General features: G+C 47.6%; 14 protein-coding genes and 1 tRNA gene. 9 read left to right on the top strand and 6 right to left on the bottom strand.

Annotated elements, in window-relative coordinates; genetic code table 11:
• Positions 1-85: 85 nt before the first annotated feature.
• A complete protein-coding gene (locus NC996_RS12835; RefSeq protein ID WP_190682385.1) occupies positions 86-724 on the top strand; it encodes a Uma2 family endonuclease in 639 nt (212 codons plus the stop codon).
• A 176-nt stretch (positions 725-900) separates the two neighbouring features.
• On the opposite strand, the gene NC996_RS12830 is transcribed toward NC996_RS12835, so the two are convergent.
• The gene (locus NC996_RS12830; RefSeq protein ID WP_190682382.1) at positions 901-1,491 is read right to left on the bottom strand and encodes a TetR/AcrR family transcriptional regulator; all 591 of its coding nucleotides are present in this window, start codon (positions 1,489-1,491) and stop codon (positions 901-903) included.
• A gap of 92 nt (positions 1,492-1,583) precedes the next feature.
• Positions 1,584-2,138, bottom strand: a complete 555-nt coding sequence (locus NC996_RS12825; RefSeq protein WP_190426544.1) for a GNAT family protein — start codon at positions 2,136-2,138, stop codon at positions 1,584-1,586.
• 248 nt (positions 2,139-2,386) lie between these two features.
• Between NC996_RS12825 and NC996_RS12820 the strand changes: the two genes are divergently transcribed.
• Both NC996_RS12820 and NC996_RS12815 read left to right on the top strand, forming a co-directional pair.
• Positions 2,387-3,736, top strand: coding sequence for a cytochrome P450 (locus NC996_RS12820; protein ID WP_190682378.1), 1,350 nt, complete (start codon positions 2,387-2,389; stop codon positions 3,734-3,736).
• 376 nt (positions 3,737-4,112) lie between these two features.
• Complete coding sequence (locus tag NC996_RS12815; protein WP_190682375.1) at positions 4,113-5,975, top strand: aspartate kinase; 1,863 nt, start codon at positions 4,113-4,115, stop codon at positions 5,973-5,975.
• A gap of 159 nt (positions 5,976-6,134) precedes the next feature.
• On the opposite strand, the gene NC996_RS12810 is transcribed toward NC996_RS12815, so the two are convergent.
• The 3 genes from NC996_RS12810 to NC996_RS12800 all read right to left on the bottom strand — a co-directional run bounded on the left by NC996_RS12810 (position 6,135) and on the right by NC996_RS12800 (position 8,107).
• A complete protein-coding gene (locus NC996_RS12810) occupies positions 6,135-6,530 on the bottom strand; it encodes a phage holin family protein (RefSeq protein ID WP_190411809.1) in 396 nt (131 codons plus the stop codon).
• 107 nt (positions 6,531-6,637) lie between these two features.
• Entirely contained in the window at positions 6,638-7,321 is a 684-nt protein-coding gene (locus NC996_RS12805; protein ID WP_190411810.1) for a biopolymer transporter ExbD, read from the bottom strand.
• A gap of 102 nt (positions 7,322-7,423) precedes the next feature.
• Entirely contained in the window at positions 7,424-8,107 is a 684-nt protein-coding gene (locus NC996_RS12800; RefSeq protein ID WP_190411811.1) for a MotA/TolQ/ExbB proton channel family protein, read from the bottom strand.
• A gap of 214 nt (positions 8,108-8,321) precedes the next feature.
• On the opposite strand from NC996_RS12800, the gene NC996_RS12795 reads away from it, so the two are divergent.
• Positions 8,322-8,639 carry a YkvA family protein gene (locus NC996_RS12795; protein WP_190411812.1) on the top strand — a complete coding sequence of 106 codons (318 nt, stop codon included), beginning with the start codon at positions 8,322-8,324 and terminating at the stop codon, positions 8,637-8,639.
• Between the two features lie 148 nt (positions 8,640-8,787).
• On the opposite strand, the gene NC996_RS12790 is transcribed toward NC996_RS12795, so the two are convergent.
• Positions 8,788-8,860 (bottom strand) — tRNA-His (locus NC996_RS12790).
• 121 nt (positions 8,861-8,981) lie between these two features.
• On the opposite strand from NC996_RS12790, the gene NC996_RS12785 reads away from it, so the two are divergent.
• The 5 genes from NC996_RS12785 (at position 8,982) to cobA (ending at position 13,849) form a co-directional block, all read left to right on the top strand.
• A complete protein-coding gene (locus NC996_RS12785; protein ID WP_190411813.1) occupies positions 8,982-9,362 on the top strand; it encodes a DUF4359 domain-containing protein in 381 nt (126 codons plus the stop codon).
• Between the two features lie 177 nt (positions 9,363-9,539).
• Positions 9,540-10,955, top strand: a complete 1,416-nt coding sequence (locus tag NC996_RS12780; RefSeq protein WP_190682371.1) for a serine/threonine-protein kinase — start codon at positions 9,540-9,542, stop codon at positions 10,953-10,955.
• 292 nt (positions 10,956-11,247) lie between these two features.
• On the top strand, positions 11,248-11,937 hold the full coding sequence (locus tag NC996_RS12775; protein ID WP_190411815.1) for a manganese catalase family protein: 690 nt from the start codon (positions 11,248-11,250) through the stop codon (positions 11,935-11,937).
• A gap of 236 nt (positions 11,938-12,173) precedes the next feature.
• Positions 12,174-13,040, top strand: coding sequence for a sirohydrochlorin chelatase (locus tag NC996_RS12770; protein WP_190682509.1), 867 nt, complete (start codon positions 12,174-12,176; stop codon positions 13,038-13,040).
• Positions 13,037-13,849 (top strand): uroporphyrinogen-III C-methyltransferase, encoded by an 813-nt coding sequence (cobA, locus tag NC996_RS12765; protein ID WP_190682368.1) that lies wholly within the window; start codon positions 13,037-13,039, stop codon positions 13,847-13,849. The genes NC996_RS12770 and cobA overlap by 4 nt, the downstream gene beginning before the upstream one ends.
• Positions 13,850-14,200 lie beyond the last annotated feature (351 nt).

The following is a 14,200-nucleotide window of genomic DNA, read 5'->3' as shown; positions in this document are numbered from 1 at the left end:
TTTAGGGCAGAACTTTTTTGTTGCGCTGCGACACGATGGTTAGGTGCGATACAAGGATTACAGTGGAGATGGAGGTATAAGTCCAATGTTTGCAGTTATCACACCAGAAAAAATCCAGTTACCCCCAGGATCGGTGGTGCGCCTACCCGGTAATTGGCAGGACTATCAATCACTCACTCAGCAACTAGGTGATCGCTCGATTCCTCGTATCAAGTATCGACCCGGAGAAATTTTGTTAATGTCACCGCTACCCCGACACGGACGAGAAGCCCACATTATTGCAATGGTGGTAGCAGCTCTCCTAGACCATTTAGGGCAGGACTACGAGGCATTTACCCCGATTACGATGGAACTCCCAGAGATTAGCGGCATTGAACCGGACTACTGCTTTTATATCGATAACTGGGCAGCAGTTGCAGGAAAAGACCGCATCAATTGGGAAATAGAGCCATCCCCCGATTTGGTAATTGAGATAGATGTAACCAGCTATACGGATGTAAACGACTACCTGCCTTATCAAGTGCCGGAAGTTTGGCTATATAAAAAGAATCAGCTTAAGATTTACAGCTTGCAGAGCGATCGCTACACGGTTGTAACCAGCAGCCGCTATTTCCCCAATATGAATGTTTTAGAAGTCATCGCGGAATGTTTCCGAATTGCCTCCGAGCGCAATACTAGCGTTGCGATTCGGGAGTTACGACAGAAATTAGCAAGCGAGAATTAAATCCGAAAAATACAGAAGATTATAATGCGATCGCAATCGGGAATCGCTGGTGAACAGAGTTGTTAAAGTTAGTGGCTCTTGTGATAAATCTATGGTTGGCGTCGTAAAGATACCAAGCAAGTCGAGCAACTTCTAGAAAAGCTTAACCGATGCAGAACACCTGCCTCAATGCGATTTTAGGCAGTATTACCTTTGAGACAAAGCTCCAAAGCACGACGGATATATGCTTGAAATGTCTCATCAGTTGGCTGAAAGACCATCGCATATAACATTGCTCCGCTCATCAGGTCAAAGACTAAATCGGGTTCTATATCTGTGTGAATTTCATTTCTAGCTTTAGCACGTTCCAGCACGACTCCAAAGGCTTGCCGTCGCGGTTGTAGGTATTTTTTCCAGTAGACCTGGGCAAAAGTCGGACTGCTAGACGCTGTACTAATAATTAGGGCAACAGTTTGACGACCTAAGGGGCTAAGTACCATTTTCGCTGCATTCTCAATAAGGATATCAATATCTCCCCAGAGGCTGCCTGTGTCTAGTATCAATATTTCCTCTCTGAGGCTTTCAATCGCGTCTGCAACCAGTTCTTCTTTAGAACTGTACCGCCGATAAATGGTAGTTTTGCCCACTTTAGCGCGTGCAGCGATCGCTTCGATGCTCATAGCTTGATATCCCATTTCTGCTAGCAGCTCAAGAGTTGCTTGTAGAATCGCTTGATGAGATTTTTCGCTACGTGGGCGTCCAGGCGGGCTTTTGATAGGTTTACTCATAAACTCATCTTCGCCCAAACAACGTTCATCAAGGGAAATTTGCTGCAAGCGTTCTCAAAGAATTGTCAAATGGGGAGTTGCGTTAGATGAAATCAGTCTTGTTTCTTAATCTGCTCCCACTCCTCGCGCAATATTCCCATGCACAGCGTATCAACGTATCTGCCGTCATACCATTCGTGACCCCGGAGGCGACCTTCTTCCACAAATCCACAGGATTGATAACAGCGAATCGCTCGTTCATTCCTTGAGTTTGTCCTTAACCAAACTCGATGTAGATTCCAGTATCGAAACGCATAATTCAGCAGCAATGCGATCGCTTCACGACCGTAGCCACGTCCCCAATATTCCTTATCCCCAATTGCAATGCCTAATTCGCAGACACGCGCCACCCCCTGAAATATATCAAAACCAACCAAGCCGCACTGCCCAATGAACTTGCCATCTGCCTCGATCGCAAACCAGGTGCCATCTCGTCCACCTTTGGCGGCATTTTGATCAAACTCTGCTTGCAGTCGTTCCAGGGATTGGGGTATCGGTGGATCGCCTCCACCTGCCAATTCAACGGCTAAATCATTGTTAAACTCGCACAGTTTTGGTAGATCGTCTCGCCGTATACCCCGTAGCGTTACTCGTTCTCCCTTCAACATCGCTGATTGTCCTTGATTTTATGTCTGTACTCATCCATATCAAGTTTGTCAGGAGGCGGTAATGATTCATACAAAAGAAGAAAACAAGTTGGGAGTTGGAATAGCCTGGTGAATTTTAAAAGCTGTGGCTCTGTCTAAAATGTCCTGCTACCCTAAGGCAGCTCCTCTTGACACTCCCTATTGCAATTACGATACTTAATCGTATCGATATTAATCCGAGCCTTTTGCTGTGGAGCCAAGAGGAAACAATGACAACGACCAAACAAGCGCGATCGCTACCTTTACCTCCTGGGAGCTTTGGTCTACCAATTATTGGCGAAACCATCAGCTTTTTACGCGATCCAAACTTTGTACAGAGGCGATACCAGCAATATGGACAAATCTTCAAAACTCATGTGTTGGGTCGTCCTACCATCTTCTTGATTGGAGCCGAGGCAACCCGCTTTCTATTTGCCAACGAGAAACACTACTTTTCTGACGGAATTGCGAATGGTGTCCCCCCGCAGACCAAAGCGTTGATGGGAACGGGATCGGTCGTGATGCAAATGGGGGATGAACATCTAAGACAGCGCAAACTGCTATCGCAAGCCTTCCAACCTCGCGCATTAGCAGGGTATGCCTCCACAATGGAGGAGATTAGCCGCAGTTATCTCCACAAGTGGGAGCTTTTGGGTCAGTTTTCCTGGTACTTGGAACTCAGAAAATACACGCTGGATGTGGCTTGTAAGTTGCTGATAGGAACCGAAGCTGCCAGCGATCGCGATTTTGGCGAGTGGTATGAAATTTGGGGAAAGGGGCTACTTTCCATCCCCGTACCCTTACCTTGGACAAAGTTTGGTCGGGCGTTACGATGTCGCAAGCTGATACTGGCGCGAATTGAGGAGATAGTCAAAGAGCGTCAACAACAAGCTACATCGACTCAAGATGTCTTAGGGTTATTGTTGCAAGCGCGAGATGAAGCAGGAAACGCTCTAAGTTTACAGGAACTCAAAGAGCAACTTCTAACCCTATTATTTGCAGGTCACGATACGTTGTCATCTGCCCTTTCTTCGTTATGTCTTCTATTAGCGCAGCATCCAGAAGTTAAAGAGGCTATCCGTGCAGAGCAAAAGCAATTGGGGTTTCCCCAACAGCTGACGCTGGAGCATCTGAAGCAGATGACCTATCTAGAGCAAGTCTTGAAGGAAGTTCTGCGAGTGTTTCCTCCATCAACTGGTCCTAGAGAAGTCATTGAATCTTGCGATCTTAATGGCTACTTAATCCCCAAAGGTTGGAAGGTACTTTATCACAGCGGTACGACTCATCAAGATAGCCGCATCTATACTCAGCCAGAATGCTTTGACCCAGAGCGTTTTGCCCCCGAACGGGCGGAGGATAAACAAAAACCGATGAGCTATATCCCCTTTGGTGGGGGACTGCGAGAATGTCTGGGCAGGGAGTTTGCCAAGCTGGAGATCAAGTTGTTTGCTGCGTTGTTAGTCCGCGAGTATGAGTGGGAACTGCTTCCCGAACAAAACTTGGATATGGTGATGCTACCGACAGTCTATCCCCGCGAGGGTTTAAAGGTGAAGTTTTGGCGGAGAGTGCAGCACGACTAGGAAAGCGCCTCGCAATGCTTATCAAATCGCACTAGAGCCGTCAGGTGGGCGGTGCCTACTCAACTAACACGGCTATCTTTGAATTTGTGCATCTGGAATTTTTAGCGATTGCATGATCCTTGAAAATCCTCAAGCCTTCGCCCTATCTCCACACTACCTGCGATAGATGTTTGACGATAATCAATCAACACAATCTAAAGTCAGCCTGTTTTGTCCCAGCAAGTCTGATAATTTAATTAGGTTAAAAGAAGATAAGATGCCTTGCCGTGTCAGCCTGTCGCACCTTTAGTGCGCTTACGAGCTTAGGCAGGCTTGGTTTGTGTAGCCACAGGCTAAAGCCTGTGGGTATATCCTAGGCAGGATTGGTGAGAGAATTATGGCGTTAATTGTCCAGAAATACGGTGGCACTTCAGTTGGTTCGGTGGAACGCATTCAGGCAGTCGCTCAGCGGGTTTTAAAAACAGCCCAGATGGGCAACTCGCTGGTTGTCGTAGTTTCGGCAATGGGGAAGACAACTGATGGATTGGTGAAATTAGCCAACCAAATCTCTACAAATCCCTCTCGTCGGGAAATGGATATGCTGCTCTCTACTGGCGAGCAAGTCTCAATCGCCTTGCTGAGTATGGCATTGCAGGAATTGGGACAGCCAGCGGTTTCTCTCACTGGCGCACAGGTTGGAATTGTTACCGAAGCCGAACACACCCGCGCCCGGATTCTGCATATCCAGACACATCGGATGGAACGTCACTTAGACGCGGGTAAGGTGGTTGTGGTGGCGGGTTTCCAAGGCATCTCCAGCACCGAAGAGTTAGAAATTACCACCTTGGGACGCGGCGGTTCTGATACTTCGGCAGTAGCACTGGCGGCAGCTTTACGAGCAAGCTGCTGCGAAATCTACACCGATGTGCCAGGAATTTTTACCACCGATCCCCGGTTAGTGCCAGAAGCCCAGCTGATGGAGGAGATTACCTCCGATGAAATGCTTGAGTTAGCCAGTTTAGGGGCAAAGGTACTGCATCCTCGCGCGGTGGAAATTGCCCGAAATTATGGCGTAGAGTTGGTGGTACGTTCCAGCTGGACGGACGATCCTGGGACTAGGGTAATTTCTCCAATGCCTAAGCCGCGATCGCTCCAAGATTTAGAAATTGCCCGTCCTGTGGATGGGGTAGAATTTGACACCGACCAAGCGAAAATAGCGCTGCTGCGGGTACCCGATCGCCCCGGCGTGGCGGCGCGGCTATTTGGTGAAATTGCCCATCAAGCCTTAGATATCGACCTAATTATCCAGTCGATTCACGAAGGCAATACCAACGATATTGCATTTACAGTTAGCAAAAACGTCATCAATCGGGCGGAAGCTGTAGCCGCAGCGATCGCACCCGCCCTCCGCAGCTCAAACAACCCAGAAGACGGAGAAGCCGAGGTGATGGTAGACAGGCAAATTGCCAAAGTCTCGATCGCGGGTGCGGGAATGATTGGGCGTCCGGGTGTAGCAGCGCAGATGTTCGCTACGCTTTCTAGTGCTGGGATCAATATTCAGATGATTTCCACCTCGGAAGTGAAAGTTAGTTGCGTCATTGATGCGGATGATTGCGATCGCGCGATCGCTCTTTTGTGCCAAACCTTCGAGGTCAACAATTCCCCACTCCACCAAAACAGAATTGTAGAAAGTGGTGTGGAACAACAGGGCAAAATTTCTCAGTCCTCAGCCCTGAGTCCTCAGCACTCCGCTCCCCCCGTGCGCGGTGTTGCCCTTGATTTCAATCAAGCGCGTCTCGCCATTCGTCATATCCCCGATCGTCCAGGGATGGCAGCTCAAGTTTTTGGACTCTTGGCTGAGAAAAATATCAGCGTGGATATGATTATCCAATCCCAACGCTGTCGCGTGGTGAATGGGATCGGGACCCGCGATATTGCCTTTACTGTCGCCCAAGCAGATGCAGCAGAAGCGAAAGCAGCACTCGAAAAACTCGCACCATCCTTAGGCTGCGGTGAAGTTTTAGTGGATACAGCGATCGCTAAAGTAAGTATCGTCGGTTCCGGTATGGTCGGGCAACCCGGTGTCGCCGCCCAAATGTTTGAAGCGCTTTCCCAACACCAAATCAATATTCAGATGATTACAACTTCTGAAATAAAAATCAGCTGCGTCGTAGCAGAAAATCAGGGCGTCACCGCCTTACAAGCCATCCACGCCGCTTTTGGACTTGCCGGCAGCCAAAAAATTCAAGTTCCCGCTTAAAGTTCTTGCAACTTTTTCAGCGCCCCCTGGAACAAGGGAGCGATGAGGGATCTCCAGCCGAAAAACTGAGCAGCAAAAAGCCCGGTTTCTATCAGAAAACGGGCTTTTAAAGTTATTGGTTAGTTTACGCTAATTGATGCCTACCCCTCGATCGACTCTTTACGCAATTGCTGTTGGCTGACCAATCACAACACTGGTAATAAAGCTGCTGACAGCGGCGAGAGCGATCGCACCGATGACCGCACTCCAAATCCCTTTTTCCAAACGAAAGCCTGTAATCAATCTCGCGGCTATTGTCAGTGCAATGACATTAAGGACAAAAGAGAATAAACCCAAAGTCAGAAGCTTTGCAAAAAATCCGTAGATGCCAAATGTTAGCGTATTCGGCAAGGTAAAAAATACAAAGCTAATCGCTGCATTTAAAATTCCAAAAACGGCTGCCGAAATATAACCAATTCCTGGGTTATCAATTTCAACTCCGAGTGGCAGCTTGCTAATAATTAACAAACTGGCGGCTGTTACCAACCAGGTAATCAGCACATCAATTAAATCCATATTTATAAACCTCCTATCCAGAAGTTGAGGCGTGAAAAAATCTTTTGATTATCCCTACCTTAAACAAACAATCGCGCCTCGACCTCTGTAAATTGACAGAATTGTCCCTACCTCTTGGGAGCAGAATCAGTCCCTTGGGGAGCCGGAACCGTCGGTGTCACGGGTACAGTACCGGGAATCGTAGTACCGGGAATCGTGGGATTAATCTCTGGTTGTCCCGGAGCCACCGGCAATTGCGGCTGACCCAGATTGTATGGATTGGCTGATGGACTGGGTGGCGCATAAGGATTATAAGGTTGGATAGGAGCGTTGCCGGAATAGGGCGCTAAACCGGGACTAGGAGCCGTAGGAACCTGCGTATTAGAGCCAGCCGCCGCATCACCGGACCCGGGTAGAGTCGCTAAAGACACGCGATCGCCTCCCACATCTCTCAGCAAATCCAGTACCTGAATGACATCGTTGTAACTTGCAGTCCGAGAAGCGTACAGCACCATCAACCCATTTGGATTTGTCGAGCGGTAATTCTGCAACGACTGAGTTAGCTGATCTTTTGAATTGATCTGCTGTTGCTCCACGTAAATTTGACCAAAATCATCCAAGCTCACCATCAACATCTCTCGCATTTGCGGAGTGCCGCTACTAGCCTTGGGCAAATCCACGCTAATTGCTTGCTGACGAGTAAGTTGCAACGCTGCCAACAAAAAGAACGTCAGGATACAAAAGATGACATCGATCAGGGGAATAATCTCAATTCGGGCGTCATCACCCGGAGTATCCAAGTTAATCTTCATAAGTTCAAACAACAGGGGAAGTTAAAAAGTCATGAGTCTTTAGTCTCTAATTCTTTGCTACTCACTAATAACCCATGACTAATGACCAATGACAATGGATTTCTAGGGTTCAGCCGTATCTGAAGTTTCTACTTTCGCCTTCATCGGATGACGATCGATACCAAGTTTAGGCCATTCCTGGCGGTACATTAACTCCAGCTCATTTCCCGCTCTCCGGAAAATTTTGGCTTGGTTAAACAAAAAACCTTGAAACAGCCGATAGAAAACAAGGCTAGTAATGGCGACTATCAGCCCAGCCGCCGTACTAATCAGAGATTCGCTAATCCCTAGAGTCACTCCAGCGGTTGAAGATGTTCCGAGATCGCCGAGGCGAATACCACTCAAGGATCTGATCAATCCCAACACGGTTCCCAACAATCCTAGTAGGGGACCAAGGGCAATCACTGCTTCTAGAATTTTGTCGCCTTGGCGCATCGAAGCCAATTCCTCGTCTGCGGCTGCTTCCAGTGCCAGCCTAAACAATTCTGGATCGGGGTGAGAAAGTCGTAAGGGAGCATACAGAAAGCGCCCTATCGGCTGTTTTCTGGCTTGGTGAGCAATCTCAGTGGCAACTCCCCAGTTGCGAGTTGCTGCTTCTAGCACCCGATCCACAGTTTCTCTTTCTTTGGTCAAGATTCTTGCCCAAAACCACAGGCGCTCAAAAATAGTGCCTAGAGACAGCAGCGATAAAGCCAGCAGAGGCCACATCACTGGCCCACCTTTCTCGATTAGTTCTTGAAAAGTCACGGTCGATTCTTTCCTCCTACACTCCCCAAGCTTTTAATTTTCTTTAACAACTTGAAGCCATTCCAATTTTAGACAAGCATTGTCATTCAGACTGAACTAAAGGACGAGGTTCTCCCGTGAGTGTCGAATCTTCTAGTCAAACTTCGGGTGGATATCCACACCTACATAATGCTGGTAGATTTGTCAATATTAAAAATAACTAGAGGATTCAATAATGAATAATTTTTCAATCCAATCAATTTACAACTGGTATCGCAACGCGATCCGCAATCCCAAATATCGCTGGTGGGTGATTCTAGGGTCATTACTTTATCTTTTCAGCCCGATTGATATTGCCCCGGATTTCATACCCATCATCGGATGGATTGACGATGGTGTGATTCTGACGCTCCTGGTTGCTGAAGTTTCCCAAATGCTATCTCAGCGCCTCAAGTCTCGTGACGAGCAAGCGGTCTCTGAAGCGGATGTTGCAGGTGTGGGATCAACTTCCAATTCAGACACGGTTGATGTAAAGGCTGTTCCCCTCAAGTAGTGTGCGTCACAACAATAATATTAATAACCCCTCCCAGTGTTGCAGCCATATTCCGCAGGCTTCTGGAGAGGGGTCTTTGTTTGTAGTAGTCGCACCCAAAAGTAATGACTTTTGAGAGACGGATGATCTACGTCTATACAAGAGCCAGGGCGAACGAGGGGACTTGAACCCCCGAGTGGTGGAACCACAATCCACTGCCTTAACCACTTGGCTACGCTCGCCATTTCAGATTTTTAATATAGCATTGTGCTTGCCAGTTGATCCAGTCTTTCGTCAGTTAACCTGGAACTCAGACGGCGATCGCCGTAGTCAAAGGCTACAAAAGAATGGTTTTAACATCCCATGAAGGGTTTACAGGTTATTACAACGATTGCGGGAGTCGCCTTGGCTGGGCTGGGTGTAGCGATGGCGCTGACGAATCCCACTCAGGAGGAGTACGAAGAATTTGCCTTACAGCAACTAACGGTGTACATAAAAGACAATGTTTGTGAAAAGGCTCCAGAAAACTTTGAGAATTTTTTGAAGCGTCAATGTATGTTATTAGTTGAGACGGGCAGCCCGCAGGTGAAGCGGCTGATTGCTGAAACGACAGAGCGGCAAAATTTTATCTTTTTTAGCATTTATCGTACCGATTTGTCGGTTAGTTCGTTCCTGCCTTCTTATCATTTTGAGTCGGTGGGAGCCTTCGACAATGTCTATATTTACCAAGCCGAGAAGCAATAATCTTGTTAGCAAAGGATTATTGCTTCAAGCTGCGCGATCGCTTCTTAAAGTGCTGAGAAACGGGTAAAGCCGCCAGTTAACCACACTCAGCTTTATAACAGATACACCCTATGGTCATCTCTCCAATTGAGGATATCTTGGAGATGAATATCAACAGGGAGGGTGATCGCGGCTGCCATGATCTATTGTGTTGGCTCTGGATGTCAAAGACCCCAAAATCCTTCTGACCAAAGATTTTGCCTGTGTTGCGGGCAAGCGTTATTGCTGAAAGACCGCTATCGCCCAGTCAAACCTATTGGTAAAGGTGGCATGGGAAGAACTTTTTTGGCGGTGGATGAGCATATTCCCTCTAAACCCAAGTGTGTCATTAAGCAACTGTGCTTCCCACAGCAAGATTCAACCAGTTTTAGAAAGGTCGTTTCCTTATTTCGTCAGGAAGCGATACACCTGAATGAACTAGGGAAACATCCGCAAATTCCCTCTCTCTTTGCCCACTTTGAACAACAGCAGCAGCTGTATTTAGTGCAGGAGTTGATTTGCGGGCATACTCTAGCGGAGGAATTGCAGCAACGGGACATTTATAACGAAACGCAGATTTGGGAATTTTTGGAGGATTTGTTGCCAGTTTTGCAATATATCCACGAACATCGGGTGATTCACCGAGATATTAAGCCAGCGAATATTATCCGACGCACCCCCTCAACCTCCCCTTCCCCAGGAGAAAAAGAAGGTCAATTGATCTTGATTGATTTTGGAATTGCCAAGCTATTCACAGACACTGCTGTGTTTAACACCGGCACGATCGTTGGTAGCCCGGATTATATGGCACCCGAACAAACGCGAGGCAAAGCCCTGCCCTCCAGCGACCTCTACAGTTTGGGCGTCACTTGTATCTACTTGCTCACAAGCGTTTCGCCCCTGAATATGTATGACATTATGAATAACGGGTGGGCGTGGCGCGATTTTTTGCCCAAGGAGAGAAAAGTTAGCGATCGCCTGGGTCAAATTTTGGATCGGCTGCTACAAAATAACATTAAAGATCGTTACCCAGACGCTGCCTCTGCCTTGCAAGCGGTACAGCAAAATTTAAACCCCAGACCTACATCTCCGGTTCCAACTCAATCTCAACGACCGGGTGGTAGTGCCTTGAATTCCGAGGTTGGAGTTGACTATACAAAATTGCGGGATTTACTCGCTAAAAAGAAATGGAAAGAAGCCGATCGGGAAACCTGGGCAGTGATGTGTCTGGTAGTCGGCAAGTCAAACAATAACTATCTATTCAACAGCGATATTCAAAAGTTTCCTTGCGAGGATTTATGGACGATTGACCAGTTATGGGTAAAGTACAGCCAGGGGCGCTTTGGTTTCAGCGTGCAAAAGCAAATTTTTCTGGAGGTTGGGGGAGAATATAGCAATTTTTGCGATCGCGTTGGCTGGCCTACCCACAACCCGTATATTCCTGACTCTGGTTTGAAATTTAGCGACAAGGCACCTATTGGACATCTACCATCGCGGCGGTGGGCGGGTGGTTATGAATGGTGGCGTCACGCCAGTGCAATGGCTGGAAAACTAGAACAGTGCAGTATTGCTTAGCTTTTGCTGCCTTATCAGCGATTTTCATCCTCGGTTGAGCGATTGGAACGGTTTTAGCTAAAAAATTGCCTCAACTGAGATTTCAATCTTGTTTTTTGTGTCCTCCTCTGGTTATAGAAAAATCCATGAGCTAAGTCTACCCGATGAGGCAGGAATACCTTTGACAGCCGATCTAAAGTATGGGTATATACCTTGATTTGTGAAGGAAAAAGAATCGTTTTTTTTGAATTCCTTTACAAAAAATATTGGCAAGCGCTCAACGATCCGGCAAATAGAGGAAAGGAATCCATTCATGTTTTTCCATAAAAAAGAACCCATTCATACTGTTAATATCACAGAGCCGAATCCACGTTATGCCCAGCTACTGCTAGAGCAGTTTGGGGGAGCAACGGGTGAATTAACAGCCGCTTTACAGTATTGGGTGCAGTCATTTCATTGCGAAAATCCTGGTATTCGGGATATGCTCCAAGATATTGCAATCGAAGAGTTTAGCCACTTAGAAATGGTTGGCAAACTGATTGAATCACATACCAAGAATGTCGATCAAACAGAAGCGTACCGGAGTACGCTCTTTGCTGTACGCGGCATGGGACCACACTTTTTAGATAGCCAAGGAAGCGCTTGGACAGCGAACTATATCAATGAAGGTGGGGATGTTGTGCGCGATCTGCGGGCAGACATCGCCGCTGAGGCTGGGGCACGTCAAACCTATGAGGAGCTGATCAAAATGGCTCCAGATCAAGGTACAAAAGACACCTTGGTACATTTGTTGACTCGCGAAATTTCTCATACGAAGATGTTCATGAATGCACTTTCTTCGTTGGGCAAATTAACAGATCCTTTCTTTGGCAATATCCAGCCGGATGAAACGGTCAATCTTTACTTCAACTTGTCTACGAATGGTAAAGATGAGCGCGGGCCTTGGAACTCGGAACCGGATTTCCAGTATGTCGCCGATCCATCTGCTGAAGTTAAACAGTAAATCGTCAGCAGTAGAACTCAATTAAAAAAGATAGAGTCACGGGGAGGTGTAGCCCAGTGGCTCTATTTTTATGAATAAGTTATTAATAATATTAGAAATCCTCTAACCATCAGCGGTACCCAAATTGGTAAACTACTGGGATAAATTGTCAATTGGAAACGATTGATACAGAAATTGTTGCTGGAAACGATATCAAATTGAATAAAGAAACTGCTCAAAAGCCTGTAGTTACACACTTGCCCAAGTCATCTGCCTATCTACTGGTCTCTCACGGAAGCCGCGACCCGCGCCCCCAAGCCGCTGTAGAACAGCTGGCAACCCTGATCTACGAGAAGGCACAGAGGTTGGAGATTGCTTGGGTACAGGCATCTCAACCCATTCGCTGTTTGGGTGCATCGCCCATGCTAGAAACGCGAAATTTTACGTCTTTACAAGAACCACTGGTGGGTACAGCAGTGCTAGAATTGGCAACCCAGCCGTTGCACGAGCAAATTCGGCAATTTGGCGTTCGCGTAGCGTCTGCGAAGCAGAATCGCGTGACGTCTATAAAGCAGAATCGCGCTGTTGCATCTGAGTACCATTCTGAGAACCCCTGCATTCAGGTGTTGCCGCTGTTTCTACTGCCGGGAGTTCACGTCATGGAGGATATCCCAGAGGAAGTTGCGATCGCTCAAGCAGCGTTTGGCTCTAAATTGAAACTTGACATTCGTCCTCACTTAGGCACTCACCTTGGCTTGAGCCGTCTGTTAGCCAGTCAATTCGCTTCGATAACAGCAGACGCTCGGATTCTCCTAGCTCACGGAAGCCGCCGTGCTGGGGGAAATCAGTCAGTAGAGACAATTGCCCGGACTTTGGACGCGGTGCCTGCTTACTGGTCGGTGCCACCCAGCCTAGAGGACAGGGTGAAAGCGTTGGTTGAGGCGGGGAAGGAAAAAATCGCCATCCTGCCTTATTTTCTATTTGCTGGGGGAATTACGGATGCGATCGCTCAAACAGTTGAGCGATTATCCCAGCAGTTTCCATCGGCAAAACTCCAGATGGCTGAACCAATCGGCGCTAGCGCAGAATTAGCGGATTTAATTTGGGATTTGAGAAGTCAATGAACCTCACACTGTCAGAGAACACACAGGTAAACAGGAGAACGTGTTTGGGTAAAGTATATCTAGTGGGTGCAGGGCCAGGAGATCCTGGTTTATTAACCCTCAAAGGAAAAGGGCTGTTGGAGTGTGCCGATGTCGTAGTTTACGACGCTCTGGTGAGTCCCCAAATTTTGGCAATGATTAATCCCCAAGCCGAAAAAATTGACGCTGGAAAGCGGATGGGGCGTCATTCCCTGTTACAGGAAGAGACGACTCAACTGTTAATTGAAAAAGCCCAAACTGCGGCAATTGTGGTGCGCCTCAAAGGTGGCGATCCCTTTGTGTTTGGTCGGGGCGGCGAAGAGATGGAAGACTTGGTAAATGCGGGAGTGCCGGTGGAAGTAGTACCGGGAGTGACATCTGGGATTGCCGCACCCGCTTATGCGGGAATTCCTTTAACTCACCGCGCTTATAGCTCCTCGGTGACATTTGTTACCGGACACGAATCCGCCGGAAAGTATCGGCCCGCTGTAAATTGGCAAGCGATCGCCCACGGTTCTGAAACCATTGTCATCTACATGGGCGTTCACAACTTACCTTACATTACGGAACAACTTCAGACAGCAGGCTTAAGCCCAGAGACGCCAGTAGCGTTGGTGCGCTGGGGAACTCGACCGGAACAAGAAGAACTGATCGGCACTTTGGAGACGATTGTGGCGCAAGTCGAGGCGACTGGATTTACAGCACCCGCGATCGCCATTATTGGTGCTGTCGTGAATATGCACCAAATTCTGTCAGGATGTCGTCCACTCAGCTTGAAGATTGAGGGCTGAGGATTGAGGACTGAGGATTGAGGACTGAAGACTGAGGGCTGAGGACTGAGGGCTAAAATCTCAGTAAAAAGCTATAAAAAGCGATCGGTAGTTAATTGGTACGTCTGATTTAAGACCTTTCATACCTTACTCAGCCCGTGCTTCGCACTGCTTTGCTAACAGTCCTCAAACCTCAGTCCTCAGTCCTCAGCACTCAGTCCTCTCTCCTCCCTCAGTCCTCAGCACTCAGTCCTAATTTACGCTTAATGTGAATTATGAGGAACAAGCACCAGCTTGACGAAAAGTTAACACATCAATGGCAAAGCGCCGTTTGAGTAACAATCGTAAGGTATGACTTGCCAATTTAGCGGC

The sequence above is a fragment of the Trichocoleus sp. ST-U2 genome, from assembly GCF_039961875.1.
Classification (GTDB): domain Bacteria; phylum Cyanobacteriota; class Cyanobacteriia; order Cyanobacteriales; family FACHB-T130; genus FACHB-T130.
This window is presented reverse-complemented; position numbering and strand designations above follow the sequence as displayed.